The following is a 14,379-nucleotide window of genomic DNA, read 5'->3' on the forward strand; positions in this document are numbered from 1 at the left end:
AACAGGCTGATCTCCCCCGAGAGCTCACATCGACGGGGAGGTTTGGCACCTCGATGTCGGCTCATCGCATCCTGGGGCTGGAGCAGGTCCCAAGGGTATGGCTGTTCGCCATTTAAAGCGGTACGCGAGCTGGGTTCAGAACGTCGTGAGACAGTTCGGTCCCTATCTGCCGTGGGCGCAGGAAGGTTGAGGAGAGCTAACCCTAGTACGAGAGGACCGGGTTGGACGAGCCACTGGTGTACCAGTTGTCCTGCCAAGGGCAGCGCTGGGTAGCCAAGCTCGGAAGGGATAACCGCTGAAAGCATCTAAGCGGGAAGCCCACTCCAAGATGAGCCTTCCCATGAGGGTGCAGGAAGACTACCTGCTTGATAGGCTGGGGGTGTAAGCCCTGCGAGGGGTTGAGCTGACCAGTACTAATAACCCGAATGGCTTTTAAGCGGACGTGAGACAAGACTTTTAACAGCTAAATATAATTAACAGCTGTTTATTATTAGTATCGGATTTAATGTATCTAAAGAGTTTAGAAAAAAGTAGAAATTATAAAAAATTATTGTAATTTATCTTTTAAATTTAATAATAAATTTTTTTAAGGTTATCCATTCTCCTAATTGAATTAATCATTAACATATCTGCAACTACACATGCTACCATAGATTCTGTCACTACCGCACCTCTGATTGCAACGATTGGATCGTGTCTTCCTTTTAAATTTACTTCAACCTCATTTTCATTAATATCTATAGATTTTTGTGTTTGAAAAATTGATGGAGTCGGTTTAAAATAAACTTCAAGTTCAATATTTTCTCCGTTGCTTATTCCGCCTAAAATTCCGCCAGAATTATTGCTTAAAAACCCATTTTTACTAATTTCATCATTATTTTTACTGCCTTTTAATTTATGTGAATTAATATTTCCAATATAAATTCCTTTTACAGCATTAATGCTGAGTATTGCGCTTGCTAAAATATTATCAAGTTTATAATAAATCGGTTCACCAAGTCCTATAGGAGTATTTTTTATTCTAAGTTTTACAACTCCTCCTAGGGAATCGTGATTTTTTCTTGCTTCATCTATTAAATCCATCCAAATTTTTTCTTTTTCTTTATCTAAAGCTAAAATAGGAGAATTTTTTGAATAATTAAAATCAACATCTTCTGCTCTAATTCCTCCTATTTCAATAATTCCTGCTTCAATTTCAATGTCAAATTCTTTTAAAATCATTTTAGCTACTGCTCCGGCTGCTACCCTCGCGGCAGTCTCCCTTGCAGAGCTTCTACCACCGCCTCTGTAATCTCTTATTCCGTATTTGTTAAAATAAGTAAAGTCTGCGTGCCCCGGACGGAAAATATCTTTTATATTTGAATAATCGTTACTTTTAGCGTTTTTATTAAAAATTACTATTGCAATAGGAGTTCCTGTAGTTTTTCCTTCAAAAATCCCGCTTAAAACTTCCGGAAAATCCTCTTCTTTTCTTTGGGTCGCAAATCTGTTTTGCCCTGGTCTTCTTCTTTTAAGTTCATTTATTAAAAATTCTTCATCAAAATCGATTCCGGCCGGCACTCCGTCTATTACAACCCCTATTGCTTTTCCGTGCGATTCTCCAAAAGTTGTAAATCTGAAAATTTCTCCAAAACTGTTAAACATATTTCACCTTTATTTTTACTATTGATCATTAATTATAAATTAAGTTCTTTTTTTAAAATATCAATAGTTTTTTTAGCTCCTTCTTGTTGGGCGACTTTTTTACTTTTACCTTTTGCGCTTGCATATTTTTTACCCTGAATAAAAACTGCTATTTCGAATTCTTTTTTATGATCAGGCCCGGAAGTTTTTACAACCCTATATTCCGGTACTTCTCCAAAATGTGCCTGAGTAATTTCCTGTAAATTTGTTTTATAATCTCTTAAAAGTTCTTCAGGCGTAATGGTAGGATAAACATTTTTTAATAAATTTAGGGCTATTTCTTTTGTTTTCTCAAAGCCTGCTTCCAAATACAATGCACCGATGAGTGCCTCAAATGCACTTGAAAGGATTGAAGGTTTCTCTCTTCCTTCGTTGTTTTCTTCAGCATTGGAAAGGAGAAGATAATTTCCCAAGTTTAGTTTTTTTGCTAATCTTGTAAAAGATTCCTCATTTACCAACGCCGCCCTCAGTTTTGATAAAATACCTTCTTCAGCTTTGGGAAAGATAAAAAAAAGATATTCCCCGACAATTAAATCCATAACCGCATCACCTAAAAATTCCAGTCTTTCGTTATTAAAATCTTTAGAGTAACTTCTGTGTGTAAGAGCCTCGGTTATCAATTTTTCATTTTTAAACTGATATCCCAGACTCTTTTGCAAATCTTTTGCTATCATTACTTATCCTTTCATAAGTTTTTGGAATATAATCAACACATTTTGGATTAAATTCTATTAAAGAATTTAAATCAAAAAAGGCCGGTTTGCTTGTTAAATAAAAAAATATAAAATGATTAAGAGCTGAAAAGGGATTATCACATATTTCACATTCGCTTTTTTTAATTATTTCACATTTTTCTTTTTCTAAATCCCATATTTCAGCAATTTTGGCTGCAATACCAAAAAGACTCTCACCTGTTAATCTTTTAAGAAGTGTTCCATATTCTAAAGGAGCTGAATTTAAAATAATATTTAATTTCTCTTTTTTTTCGCCAAGTAAACTATCGCATACGCAAACACTTGCAGGGATTATTGCACCGATTTCAGCATATTTTTTGTATATGGTTTCTCCAAATTCTAATGAGACAAATTCTTTATAAGAATTTAAAAATTCTTTTTGAAAATCGGTAAAATCAATTTTAAATATTTCCCAATTTTTAGGCATAAGAAGGGATACTAAATATGAATATACAATTGCCCTAATATTTTCAATTCCTAAAAGAGTAAATAACTGTAATGTGTCTTTAACTTCTTTTCTTAAGGAAAAAGCTGCTGAATTTACTATTTTTTCTATCTGTTTTTTTAAAACCAAATCTTTTTGAGCATCATTTGCCGCTTTTTTTATATTGCCTTCTTTTAAAGCATTCAAACATTCAAGCGCATATTTTGGAATGGGAGGAATATTTTGTAAATATTTTTCAATGTCATTTTTGCTTATAAGCATTAATTTTTCCTTTTTTGTGCTTCCTCTTTTGCAATTTTATCACAAATTTCGTTTTCCTTGTGGCCTGAATGCCCTTTTATCCAGTTTATGTTGATTGTGTGTAATTTTTTTAATTTATATAATTCCTGCCACATTTCTTTGTTTTTCACATTTTTAAAATTTTTTTTAATCCAGTTTTCCAACCATTCGTTTATTCCTTTTAATACATATGTTGAATCGGAATATAAATTTATAATGCATGGTTTTTTTAATTGTTTTAATGCCTCAATTACTGCCATAAGCTCCATTTTATTATTAGTTGTATAATCTTCTCCTCCGCTTATTATTTTTTCATAATTTTTATACCTTAAAATGGCACACCATCCTCCAGGTCCCGGATTACCAAGAGAACTTCCGTCTGTAAAAACATCTATTTGTTTCATTTAGTAGCCTTTAATAATTTTTTTCTATTAATAAAATACTGATTTTGTCTTTTTTTATTTTTTGTGCTATAATATATTACAAATTTTAACAAAAGGAGGGCAAAATGCCAAAAATTAACAGATACGAAGATATTTCTCAAATTGACAGAGAAGCAAAAAGAGATTATATAGACAGACACTCACCATTTATTCATTGTGAAGACACAGCAAAAAAAGGTGAAAAATTTAAAGTTAAAGTAAAAGTCGGAAATGAATATTCTCATCCAGATGATTTTGACCATTATATTGCATATGTGCAATTATGGGATGGTGAAACACTACTTGGACAAGCTACATTTACTCCAGGTACTCTTGGAAATGAAAAAAGCCAAGTGGAAGTAGATTTTTATATTATTCCTAAAAAATCTAAACTTAAACTTACAGCTATGTCTTACTGTACAAAACATGGACTTTGGGAGAGTGAAACTAAGGAAGTAATCGTTAGCGAATAATTCTCCCTTTTTTCTTTCCTGTATAAAAAATGGCCAAATTATATATAAATGAATCTTCATATGTATAAAAAGAGTATTTTTATTCTGTTTTTTTATTAATTTTTTATTAAAAACTATTGACACAATTTAATTTTTGATTTATAATTTTTATTAGCCTCGAAGGAGGGCTTATGTTTAAACGCATCTTGTTTTTTTACATTGACGGGTTTAAAAACCTGTCCGACCTGGGTAAAAAAATCTGGGTTATCGTTATTATTAAACTTGTTGTGATTTTTGTAGTGCTGAAAGTTTTCTTTTTCCCGACAATCAATTCGCAGGTAAAAGGGGAAAAAGCAAAAGCACAGCTTTACGTTAAACAACTTACAAAAATCACAACGAACCATAAAAAGGAGGAATAGAATGGATTATGCAATGCTAGAATGGGCAAGAGCCCAATTTGCAATGACAGCGTTGTTTCACTTCTTTTTCGTTCCATTTACATTAGGAATGTCGTTTTTAGTGGCATTTTTTGAAACTATCTATGTAAAAACCGGAAAAGAAGAGTGGAAAAACATTACACAGTTTTGGCAATTGATATTTGGTATTAACTTTGCCATAGGTTTAGCAACAGGTATTATTCACGAATTTGAATTTGGGACAAACTGGTCTACGTATTCATGGGTTGTAGGTGACTTGTTTGGAGCACCTCTTGCAGTTGAAGGTATTGTTGCATTCTTTATGGAAGCGACTTTTGCGGCAATAGCATTTTTCGGATGGAAAAGAGTCAGTAAAGGTGTTCATTTAAGTGCATCTTGGCTGCTTGCAATTGGTTCAAACCTTTCAGCGCTTTGGATACTAATTGCAAACGGATTTATGCAACATCCAAGCAGTGCGTTTTTAAGATTTTCTATTGACAACGCAAGAGCGGAAATGCAAAATTTCTGGGCATTGATTACCCAACCGGTTGCACAGGTTAAATTTTTACATACTATTAGTGCCAGTTATACATTGGCAGCGGTATTTGTACTTGGTATATCTTCACTTTATCTGCTTAGAAAAAAACATGTAGAATTTGCTAAAAAATCAGCTGCGGTAGCGGCTGCATTCGGTTTAATCGTTTCTATTTTCACTGTAGTTATAGGTGATGAACATGCTTATGAAGTTACAAATACACAACCTACAAAAATAGCTTCAGCAGAAGGGCTTTATGTAGGTGAAAAGGGTGCACCAATAGTGGCTTTTGGATTTCCAAAAGATTTAGATGCAAGAAATGTTAAATCAAATGATGAGGCATGGAGTTTTAAAATTGAAATTCCAGGATTATTATCACTTCTTGGAAAAAGAAATCCAAATGCTTATATTCCTGGACTTAGAGATTTAGTAAATGGAAATGATAAATACGGTATTTGGTCATTTGCCAAATTACATCAAGTTGGTAAAGAAGCTATTGAAGATTTGAAAGCATATCACGTGGCAAAAGCCAAAGGTGATGCTGCGGCAATGGAAGCAGCAAAAAGAGATTTTTATGCTCCGGTTACCACAGTTGACGGATGGACAGTTACAAAAGCAGATTTAATGGGTTACGGATATCTTGATGATCCAACTAAACTGTATCCCCCAGTACCACCAGTATTTTATGCATTCCATATTATGGTTACTTTAGGATTCTGGTTTATAATTTTATTTGCATGGGCATATATTGCAGTTACAAAAGGAACATTTGAAAACAGTGCAGTACTACAAAAACTTGCAGTTTTATCAGTTCCACTTCCATGGATTGCAACAAGCTTTGGTTGGATGACAGCAGAACTTGGAAGACAACCTTGGACAGTATTCGGATTGCTTCCGACAAAAATTTCAGTAACACCGATTGCATTGCAAAATGTTCAGGCAACATTTTTCTTATTCTTAAGTGCATTTGTAATTTTAGGTATTGCTGAACTTAAAATCCTATTTACGGTCGTAAAAATCGGACCAAAAGGAGCGCACTGATGACTTGGGCACCAATTACAGTGGACGCGACACATTTTTATCTTCAGGTATATTTCTGGATAATTGTCGCGGTTTTAGGAGGACTTTTTTTATTTATGACATTTGTTCAAGGTGGACAAAGTCTAATGCATGTTGCAAAAGATGAAATGGAAGAAAGAGGTATTGTAAACTCCCTTGGTAGAAAATGGGAGCTTACATTTACTACTCTTGTATTATTTGGTGGTGCGTTGTATGCGGCATTTCCATTATTTTATTCTGTATCATTTGGTGGTGCATACTGGGTATGGATGTTAATTTTATTTACATTTGTATTTCAGGCGGTATCATATGAATATATGAATAAACCCAATAACTTAATTGGTAAAAATACATATAAATTCTTTTTATATGTAAACGGTATAGTCGGTATGATTCTAATTGGTGCTGCTGTCGGAACATTTTTTACAGGAAGTAATTTTACTTATGATCCTGTAACAAGAGTGTTACATTGGGGAACAGCAGCCAACGGATTTAATTTAAGAGGGCTTGAAGCTGCTATAGATTTTGGTCACGGAGCTTGGTTTAACTTGGCATTTGGTGTGTTAGCATTTAGTGCCGCTAGAATTTTAGGTGCTTTATGGCTCATGAATGATTTAGACCAAAATGAATTTTCAGCAGTTCATGAAAGATTAAGAGCAGTTTTAAAAAGATGTTTTGTTGTATTGTTGATTGCCCTATTAATAGTACTTTACGGTTTGTTGACAATGAAAGGATATTCTTATAATATCCATGATCCAGCCGGAAAAGTGACATTGGTTGATGGCAAATATTTGCAAAATTTACTTGCATTTGCAGCAATTCCTTTAATTTTATTCTTAGTTGGAGTAGTTCTTTTTGTTATTGGAATTTTCCAAGGAATCAAAGGTTCAACAAAAGGTATCTGGCCAGCAGGACTTGGAATTGTATTAATCGGAATTATTGTCTTTGTTATAGCAGGACTTAACGGAACTCCATTTTATCCAAGCTATGCTGATTTACAAAGCAGCTTAACTATTCAAAACAGTTCAGGAAGTAAATATACTCTTGAAGTTATGGCATGGGTTAGCGTTGCTGTGCCAATAGTATTGGCATATATTGTTTATGTCTGGTATCAGATGAAAAAAGGCGGACCTGTCAGTGTTGAAGAAATTAATGATTCTGAATCACATGCATATTAAGGAGTGGATATGAAAAAATTTTTAACATTAATAACAATTTTCTTCGGAAGTTTCCTTTTCGCTTCTGATAAATTGTTGCCAAACGGGATTAATCCGGAAGCACAACAGATTAATACGACATGGGGAGTTATCTTATTTTTCATGTGGCCTGTATTGATTATAATTGCTTACAAATTTATAGAATTTACACTTAAAAAAACAGGTCTTGAAAAAGACCTTTAATCTCCTCTTTTTTTCTTCATTTTTGTTATAATAATACTCCAAAAACCACATTAGATTAGGAGAATGTTATGTTAAATTTAGACGATTTGGGTATTACAGCCCAAAACATTATTCACAATCCAAGTTATGATAAAATCATTGAAGATACTTTAAAAAAAGGTGAAGTTGTAATAACCAAAAGCGGGGCAACAGCAGTTGATACAGGTGAATTTACAGGAAGAAGCCCCGAAGACAAGTTTTTTGTAAAACAATCTCCAAGTGAAAAATATATAGCATGGGGGGAAATAAATCATCCTATAACTCTTGAAACATTTAGAAAATTGGAAGCATTTACAAAAGAAGAATTATCAAAAAAAGATGAATTGTATGTTGTTGATGTATTTGTAGGAGCCAGCAAAAACAGCAGAAGAGCAATAAGATTTATAACTCCTATAGCATGGCAGGCACATTTTGTAATGAATATGTTTATTTTACCGAGTGAAGAAGAATTTAAAAATTTTAAACCGGATTTTACTTTTTTGGTTGCAGGGGAAGCAAGATATCCAAAATGGAAAGAAGACGGTTTAAACAGTGATATTTTTGTTGCATTTAATGTAGAAGAAAATACAGCTGTAATGACGGGCACTTTGTATGGGGGCGAGCTTAAAAAAGGTATTTTTACTATGATGAATTACTGGCTTCCGCTTGAAGGTAAACTCTCAATGCACTGTTCTGCTAACGTAGGTAAAAAAGGTGATGTGGCATTGTTTTTCGGTCTTTCAGGAACGGGAAAAACCACACTTTCAACTGATCCAAACAGAAAACTTATAGGTGATGACGAACATGGATGGGATGATGAAGGTGTATTTAATTTCGAAGGTGGATGCTATGCAAAAGTAATAAATCTTGACAAAGAAAGCGAGCCTGAAATTTATAATGCAATAAGAAGAAATGCCCTTTTGGAAAATGTAGTAATAAATGAAGAGGGGGAAGTGGATTTTACCGACGCATCAAAAACAGAAAATACAAGGGTCAGTTATCCGATAGAACATATTGAAAATCATGAATGTACCCTAACAGGGGGACACCCTAAAAATATAATATTCTTAAGTGCCGATGCTTTTGGAGTATTGCCTCCGGTTTCTAAACTTACAAAAGAACAGGCAATGTATTATTTTTTAAGCGGATATACTGCAAAAGTGGCAGGGACAGAAAGAGGTATTACAGAACCGGTTGCAACATTCAGTGCATGTTTTGGTGAGCCGTTTTTACCTCTTCATCCAACAGTATACGCAAAACTACTTGGAGAAAAAATTGACAAACACGGAGTAAATGTATATTTAGTAAACACAGGATGGACAGGCGGTCCGTATGGTGTTGGAAAAAGAATGAGCATTAAAGACACAAGAGCATGTATTAATGCAATTCTTGACGGAAGTATAAAAATGGCTGAATTTGAAATTTTACCAGTATTTAATTTAGCTATGCCAAAAGAATTAGCGGGAGTTAATACAAAAGTTCTTAATCCGAGAAACACATGGGCAGATAAAAAAGCCTATGATGAGCAATTAAAAAAACTTGCAAATATGTTTATCGAAAATTTTAAAAGATATGAAGATGTAAAAGAAGGAAAAGAATACGAAAAAGCAGGTCCTAAACTTTAATTCTTCTTGCTTTTTTCACTATTTTTTTATATAATTCTATTCCTTAAGCGGGCTTAGCTCAGTTGGCTAGAGCGCCACCTTGCCAAGGTGGAGGCCGCGGGTTCGAGTCCCGTAGCCCGCTCCAGTAAGGCGCCATAGCCAAGTGGCTAAGGCGGGGGCCTGCAAAGCCCTGATCCCCGGTTCGAATCCGGGTGGCGCCTCCACTTGACATAGGTATATATTTTAATTATAATTCCTTTCACATTTGCCCGGGTGGCGGAAATGGTAGACGCAAGGGACTTAAAATCCCTCGGGAGTTTTTCCCGTGCCGGTTCAAGTCCGGCCCCGGGCACCACCGTCAATCAAATATTTAAAATTATTTGTTTTGATTTATTGGAGAGGTGGGTGAGTGGTTGAAACCGGCGGCCTTGAAAGCCGTTGAACGGGCAACCGTTCCGTGGGTTCGAATCCCACCCTCTCCGCCACTGTTAATTTTATACTTTGTCTTTCTTCAAAAAATATTTTATCAGTAATTAATTTAGATATGGTATAATATATTCAAATCTTAATATTCAATTGTTTTTTATTTAAATAATTTTTTTAAAAATTTAAAAAATTAACGGAGCTTTAAAAAATGAATATTCATTTAGAAAAAAAGAATAAAAAAATAATTATTTTTTATTCATCTATCGGTTATGGACATATTAGCGCGGCTCAGGCTATTAAAAAAGAGATACATAAACATAATCCCTATGCTGTTATTGTTTTGAAAGATATTCGTGATTTTATGAATCCATTGTGGCGTAAAATTGATGAAAAGCTTTATTGGCTCGTGGCCGGAAACTGTCCGGAGTTGTTTGATGTTCTTTTTCAAGAAATTCAAATGCGAGGTAACAGTGTTCCTTCACTTGCTTTATTGCCAAATGATTATCCCGATGAAAAGGTTTTTGAATTTATACAATCCCAACATCCGGATGTAATTTTATCCACGCATTACGGAGCGGCACAGGTTCTTGGTAACTTAAGAGAAAAAGGTAAATTAAAAAACATTAAAATAGGATGGCTTCACACTGATTTTTTTCAAGGTTATTTTCCAAGAATTTCCAAACGGATAGATCAGACGTTTCTTGCACACAGTGAACTGTATAAAATGTGGCTTTCGGCAGGCGTTCCTTCTGAAAAAATTATTACAACCGGTATGCCCGTATATGTGTCTGAATATGAGTATAAAGATCAAAAAACAACTTTAGACAAATATAATTTGGCAGAGGATATACCAATAGTATTAATAACTTCCGGAAAAGAAGGGGTTGGAAATTATGCCGTTTTGGTTAAAGATATTGTGGCACATTATAAAGGAGCGCTGCAAATTGTCGCTGTTTGTGGAAAAAATAAAAAACAGCAGTTTTTGCTTAAAACGTTAAAAAAAAATCTGCCGGATAATGTAAAACTGAAAATTTTTTCTTTATTTACGCATGATGATTTGCTCTCTTTAATGAATATAGCCGATGTTTTAATAACTAAAGCCGGAGGGTTAACACCTGTGGAAGCATTTTCTATAGGCGTTCCCACTATTCTTTTAAATATACTCAGCGGGCATGAAAGGGAAAACGCTTCTTTTTTTGCCAGGCTTGGAGTTGCCAAGCTTGCCTCCAATACAAATCAGGCTGCCGAACTGCTGCAGACATTTTTGTTTAACCCTGCGGAGAAAGAAGCTATCTGCAGAGCGCAGAAAAAATTTAAAGAAAATTTTAAAATCGAGCATATTGTCAGGTTTGCGCTTAATGATAATTTTATTACATGTTCTTTACCGGGAGATTTTGGTGCTGAAAATGGCAAGTCGGTTATTAATGTCAATGATGCTTTATCACAGCTTGATGCCAATTCTCCGGCTGAAGTTGAATTGCTTTTATCATATGCTACTTCCCAGTCTCCGCAGCGAATTATTTGGGAAAATCCATTCGGACACATTGCTATTCGCATAGATAAAACTGTTTACAGTGCAAATTATATTGCAAACCCTTCTGTTGATTCCAATTTTTTACAACATTTAAGTCTTGCGGATTATCTTTATGGGGTAAAGCCGCCGTCTCCTTCACAAATACATACCAACACATACGGTATGGCTTATGGAAGGGAGACAATAGGCCTTCGTGTAGCCGGCGTTCCCGCACAGAATTTAACAGCTATGATAGCAGAAATTTATCGTATTGAAAATGATTTTAAAAATGGAATTATAAAATGGGATAAAACAAAATTTAACTGTGCCGATGTTGTTGATAGGATTCTTCAGGCCGGAGGTTACGGAGAATCAAACATTTATGAAAAATTTAAATTACCTTCAATGCCTCTGGATTCATTTGAAAAAGCCAAAAAAATTTTTGAATCCAATACCTCTTTAAAAACAGAACTTGTGGCTTATCATATGGTTCCTGGAGCTAATGCCGATTATAACTATTGCCGTTTTCCTCTTTCATTGAAACAGCCCATACGCTCTTTAACTCGTATAGTAAGCAATTCAAAAGATTTTCTTGAAATGTCAATTTCTAAACACTTAGTGGTATATTACGGTGACCCCCGTGTTTATTTTGAAAATTTACGCAGTGATTTTGAAAATAAAAATGCTCATTTTTATAATTCTCATCATTATGTTTATTATAAAGCTTTGGCAAATGATCTCAAAAAATTTTTTAAATTTAAAAAAGCTCCTCCAAAAATTAATTTTTGGAAAATAAGTTTTTTAAAGCAGTAAATTATTATTGTGACAACGCTTTGTAAATAATATTTTCAATATTGGGATAGTTATATATATTCCCGTGTTTTACCTTATCAAGGCAATAAATGTTTTTAAGATTTTTAATCTTTTTAATAAGAATATTTAAACATTTTTGTGGAATTTTATCATCATTTTTCAAAGCAATAATACTAACAGGAATATTTGCGTTTGAAATAAATTTTGCTTCATTAAATTTGTATTTTAAAAGGAAAGACACCGGGAAAAAAGGATATTCCATTTTTGCTATACATCCGATAGAACTAAAAGGTGTAATTAATAAAACTTTTTTAACCTTTCTTTTGCCGGCTACATAACTCGCAACCGCGCTTCCCAGACTTCTGCCTATTAAAATATCCGGTTTATATTTATCGAATATTTCAAGGGCGTATTTTTCAATGCATTTTTCACAAGGCTTTCCAACGCTGCCTGCATATCCCGGATAATTAAAACCTAAAAAGTTAAAATTTTTTATTTTTGGGGCTATTTTATCTAAAAATTCTATTGCATTGTTTGCATTACCGCTGAAATATAGAACTAAAGGGAGATTTTCCCCATTTTTTGTCATTGCTCCTTCAAGTTTGAGTCCATCGCTTGTTTTATAATATATTTTTTTAGCTATTTTTGGAACGTAGGGCTTTGCCCATTTTTTATTGAAAATTTTTTTATCCTGAATCAGGTATAAATAAATACATGCTGCTAAATAAAGAAAGAAAAAAAGAAGAAAAAAAATAAAGATTAATTTGACAAGTTTCAAAATTCTATAAGTCCTTCAAGTGGTGAAGAAGCTGTTGCATAAGGTTTTTTAGGAATTCTGCCTGCCTTGTAAGCCATTCTGCCTGCCATTACCGCATGTTTCATAGCTTCTGCCATTGCAATAGGATTAGAAGCCTTGGCTATGGCGGTATTTGTCAATACTCCGTCGGCTCCAAGTTCCATTGCAACTGCCGCATCGCTTGCAGTTCCTATCCCGGCATCCACAATTACAGGTACATTTACAGCATCTTTAATAAATACCACATTATATCTGTTTTGAATACCAAGGCCGCTTCCTATGGGTGCGGCAAGAGGCATTACGGCCGCAGCTCCCGCATTTTCAAGTCTTTTGGCCATAATAGGGTCGTCATTTGTATATGCCATAATGGTAAAATCTTCTTTTGCCAATGTTTCGCATGCCTTAAGTGTTTCCATAACATCAGGATAGAGTGTTTTTGCTGTATCCCCTATTATTTCCAATTTAATCAAATCGATTCCGAGGGCCTCTTTTACCAGTCTGAAAAGAGTTATCGCCTCATCGGCTTTTGTACATCCTGCAGAATTTGGCAGAATTTTTACATCGGTGTCTCTGAAATAATCCATTAGATTTTCTTCATTAGAATCAAGAATGTTAACCCTTCTGACAGCTACGGTTATCATTTCGGCACCGCTTGCAAGTGTGGCGTCCCTTGTTGTTTTAAAGTCCGGGTATTTCCCGCTTCCGACTATAAGTCTGCTTGTAAATTCATATTTACCGATTTTCAAAATATCACTCATTTATTTCTCCTTATTTTAATATAATCCCAGATTTCCTTATTTCCCATAATACCTCTTCTGGCAAAAAGCATAATTAAAAGTAAAATTAAACTAAACACAACCATTCTAAGACCAGGAATACCGTGGATTCCTGCAATGCTCCATGTGCTATCGTCAAGAGGTCTTAAAAATTCCATGCTACCTAAAAATAAGCAATGTTCCGAGTATCGCACCACTCATACTTCCAAGTCCGCCCAAAACAATAATAATCAATAGTTGGAATGTCAGCATAAATGTAAATTGATCAGGGCTTATTGAACCTATGGAACTGGCCAAAAGCCCGCCGCCGACACCTTCAAAAAAGGCACTTGTCATAAAAGCCTGCGTTTTTGTTTTAAATGTATTAACTCCCATTGCAAGTGCCGCATCTTCATCGTCTCTTACAGCTTTCATGGCACGTCCGTGTTTGGAATAAACGATATTGTATACCAAAATAACAGTAATTAAACAGACAATCCCTATCCAAAAATAACTTGCAAATCCGGGGATAGAATCGAGCCCCATTGAACCGTTTGAAATTTCCGGATTATTGATTAAAAAAATTCTAATAATGAATCCAAATCCAAGTGTTACAATAGCCAAATAATCCCCTCTTACCCTAAAAACGGGAAATGCAAGGGTAAGGGCACTATACCGCTTATAACTAAAGCTAAAAAAGGATTTGGAACATATATATCTTTTATATCATATACATATCCGCTTTAACATCGGGGCTCAGCATAAGCAAAGCCGTAACATAAGCACCAATTGCCACAAATCCGTTTGGCTCCAAACTAAACTGGCCGGCAACCCCGTTTATTAAATTATAGCTGACTGCTAAAATTATAAATATATAAACATTCCCTAAAACAGTGGTGGTGTAATCGCTGAATATTTTTGGAGAAATATATAAAAATCCGATAAAAACAGCTGTAACTATAACAATTAAAGTAAAATATTTACTAAGAGATAAATTATTCATTTTCTCACTCCATTTTTAACTTTTAA

Annotated in this window: 13 protein-coding genes, 4 tRNA genes, 1 rRNA gene and 1 pseudogene; 12 read left to right on the forward strand and 7 right to left on the reverse strand. The window is 34.4% G+C overall.

The window, feature by feature from the left end; translation table 11 throughout:
- Positions 1-438, forward strand: a 23S ribosomal RNA gene (locus tag DZ65_RS0108500); the annotation flags it as partial.
- A 132-nt stretch (positions 439-570) separates the two neighbouring features.
- On the opposite strand, the gene aroC is transcribed toward DZ65_RS0108500, so the two are convergent.
- From aroC to rnhA, 4 genes are read right to left on the reverse strand one after another with little or no spacing between them, the layout of a single operon-like run.
- Complete coding sequence (aroC, locus tag DZ65_RS0108505) at positions 571-1,644, reverse strand: chorismate synthase (RefSeq protein WP_024791566.1); 1,074 nt, start codon at positions 1,642-1,644, stop codon at positions 571-573.
- A gap of 32 nt (positions 1,645-1,676) precedes the next feature.
- Positions 1,677-2,357, reverse strand: coding sequence for a ribonuclease III (gene rnc / locus DZ65_RS0108510; protein WP_024791567.1), 681 nt, complete (start codon positions 2,355-2,357; stop codon positions 1,677-1,679).
- On the reverse strand, positions 2,314-3,123 hold the full coding sequence (locus DZ65_RS0108515; RefSeq protein WP_024791568.1) for an HDOD domain-containing protein: 810 nt from the start codon (positions 3,121-3,123) through the stop codon (positions 2,314-2,316). The genes rnc and DZ65_RS0108515 overlap by 44 nt, the downstream gene beginning before the upstream one ends.
- Positions 3,123-3,545 carry a ribonuclease HI gene (gene rnhA / locus DZ65_RS0108520; protein WP_024791569.1) on the reverse strand — a complete coding sequence of 141 codons (423 nt, stop codon included), beginning with the start codon at positions 3,543-3,545 and terminating at the stop codon, positions 3,123-3,125. Before rnhA ends, DZ65_RS0108515 begins: the two co-directional genes overlap by 1 nt.
- Before the next feature lie 104 nt (positions 3,546-3,649).
- On the opposite strand from rnhA, the gene DZ65_RS0108525 reads away from it, so the two are divergent.
- The 11 genes from DZ65_RS0108525 (at position 3,650) to DZ65_RS0108575 (ending at position 11,799) form a co-directional block, all read left to right on the forward strand.
- Complete coding sequence (locus tag DZ65_RS0108525; RefSeq protein ID WP_024791570.1) at positions 3,650-4,036, forward strand: class II SORL domain-containing protein; 387 nt, start codon at positions 3,650-3,652, stop codon at positions 4,034-4,036.
- Between the two features lie 170 nt (positions 4,037-4,206).
- Complete coding sequence (locus DZ65_RS0108530) at positions 4,207-4,434, forward strand: DUF4492 domain-containing protein (RefSeq protein ID WP_024788208.1); 228 nt, start codon at positions 4,207-4,209, stop codon at positions 4,432-4,434.
- A gap of 1 nt (position 4,435) precedes the next feature.
- Entirely contained in the window at positions 4,436-6,007 is a 1,572-nt protein-coding gene (locus DZ65_RS0108535; RefSeq protein ID WP_024788209.1) for a cytochrome ubiquinol oxidase subunit I, read from the forward strand.
- Entirely contained in the window at positions 6,007-7,203 is a 1,197-nt protein-coding gene (locus DZ65_RS0108540; protein ID WP_024788210.1) for a cytochrome d ubiquinol oxidase subunit II, read from the forward strand. The genes DZ65_RS0108535 and DZ65_RS0108540 overlap by 1 nt, the downstream gene beginning before the upstream one ends.
- Before the next feature lie 9 nt (positions 7,204-7,212).
- A complete protein-coding gene (locus DZ65_RS0108545; protein WP_024788211.1) occupies positions 7,213-7,425 on the forward strand; it encodes a hypothetical protein in 213 nt (70 codons plus the stop codon).
- 68 nt (positions 7,426-7,493) lie between these two features.
- A complete protein-coding gene (gene pckA / locus DZ65_RS0108550) occupies positions 7,494-9,068 on the forward strand; it encodes a phosphoenolpyruvate carboxykinase (ATP) (RefSeq protein WP_024791571.1) in 1,575 nt (524 codons plus the stop codon).
- 47 nt (positions 9,069-9,115) lie between these two features.
- Positions 9,116-9,192: transfer RNA gene (locus DZ65_RS0108555), tRNA-Gly, on the forward strand.
- Positions 9,193-9,196: 4 nt separating this feature from the next.
- Positions 9,197-9,271, forward strand: a tRNA-Cys gene (locus DZ65_RS0108560).
- Between the two features lie 43 nt (positions 9,272-9,314).
- A tRNA-Leu gene (locus DZ65_RS0108565) sits at positions 9,315-9,402 on the forward strand.
- A gap of 40 nt (positions 9,403-9,442) precedes the next feature.
- Positions 9,443-9,532, forward strand: a tRNA-Ser gene (locus DZ65_RS0108570).
- Between the two features lie 149 nt (positions 9,533-9,681).
- Positions 9,682-11,799, forward strand: coding sequence for a glycosyltransferase (locus DZ65_RS0108575; protein WP_024791572.1), 2,118 nt, complete (start codon positions 9,682-9,684; stop codon positions 11,797-11,799).
- Positions 11,800-11,803: 4 nt separating this feature from the next.
- Here DZ65_RS0108575 and DZ65_RS0108580 read toward each other — a convergent pair whose 3' ends face one another.
- The 3 genes and pseudogenes from DZ65_RS0108580 to DZ65_RS11560 form a co-directional block, all read right to left on the reverse strand.
- Entirely contained in the window at positions 11,804-12,577 is a 774-nt protein-coding gene (locus DZ65_RS0108580) for a S9 family peptidase (protein ID WP_024791573.1), read from the reverse strand.
- Positions 12,574-13,353 (reverse strand): thiazole synthase, encoded by a 780-nt coding sequence (locus tag DZ65_RS0108585; RefSeq protein ID WP_024790306.1) that lies wholly within the window; start codon positions 13,351-13,353, stop codon positions 12,574-12,576. Before DZ65_RS0108585 ends, DZ65_RS0108580 begins: the two co-directional genes overlap by 4 nt.
- Positions 13,350-14,353, reverse strand: a pseudogene (locus tag DZ65_RS11560) (branched-chain amino acid ABC transporter permease). The gene DZ65_RS0108585 and the pseudogene DZ65_RS11560 overlap by 4 nt, the downstream one beginning before the upstream one ends.
- Positions 14,354-14,379: the final 26 nt, after the last annotated feature.

It is taken from the genome of Lebetimonas sp. JS032 (genome assembly GCF_000523315.1).
Taxonomy (GTDB): domain Bacteria; phylum Campylobacterota; class Campylobacteria; order Campylobacterales; family Nautiliaceae; genus Lebetimonas.

Bases quoted from the DNA above. Each gene is read 5' to 3' on its own strand.
- aroC (WP_024791566.1), bottom strand. From the start codon at position 1,644: ATGTTTAACAGTTTTGGAGAAATTTTCAGATTTACAACTTTTGGAGAA.
- DZ65_RS0108525 (WP_024791570.1), top strand. From the start codon at position 3,650: ATGCCAAAAATTAACAGATACGAAGATATTTCTCAAATTGACAGAGAA.
- DZ65_RS0108530 (WP_024788208.1), top strand. From the start codon at position 4,207: ATGTTTAAACGCATCTTGTTTTTTTACATTGACGGGTTTAAAAACCTG.
- rnc (WP_024791567.1), bottom strand. From the start codon at position 2,357: ATGATAGCAAAAGATTTGCAAAAGAGTCTGGGATATCAGTTTAAAAAT.
- pckA (WP_024791571.1), top strand. From the start codon at position 7,494: ATGTTAAATTTAGACGATTTGGGTATTACAGCCCAAAACATTATTCAC.
- DZ65_RS0108540 (WP_024788210.1), top strand. From the start codon at position 6,007: ATGACTTGGGCACCAATTACAGTGGACGCGACACATTTTTATCTTCAG.
- DZ65_RS0108515 (WP_024791568.1), bottom strand. From the start codon at position 3,123: ATGCTTATAAGCAAAAATGACATTGAAAAATATTTACAAAATATTCCT.
- DZ65_RS0108545 (WP_024788211.1), top strand. From the start codon at position 7,213: ATGAAAAAATTTTTAACATTAATAACAATTTTCTTCGGAAGTTTCCTT.
- DZ65_RS0108535 (WP_024788209.1), top strand. From the start codon at position 4,436: ATGGATTATGCAATGCTAGAATGGGCAAGAGCCCAATTTGCAATGACA.
- DZ65_RS0108575 (WP_024791572.1), top strand. From the start codon at position 9,682: ATGAATATTCATTTAGAAAAAAAGAATAAAAAAATAATTATTTTTTAT.
- rnhA (WP_024791569.1), bottom strand. From the start codon at position 3,545: ATGAAACAAATAGATGTTTTTACAGACGGAAGTTCTCTTGGTAATCCG.
- DZ65_RS0108585 (WP_024790306.1), bottom strand. From the start codon at position 13,353: ATGAGTGATATTTTGAAAATCGGTAAATATGAATTTACAAGCAGACTT.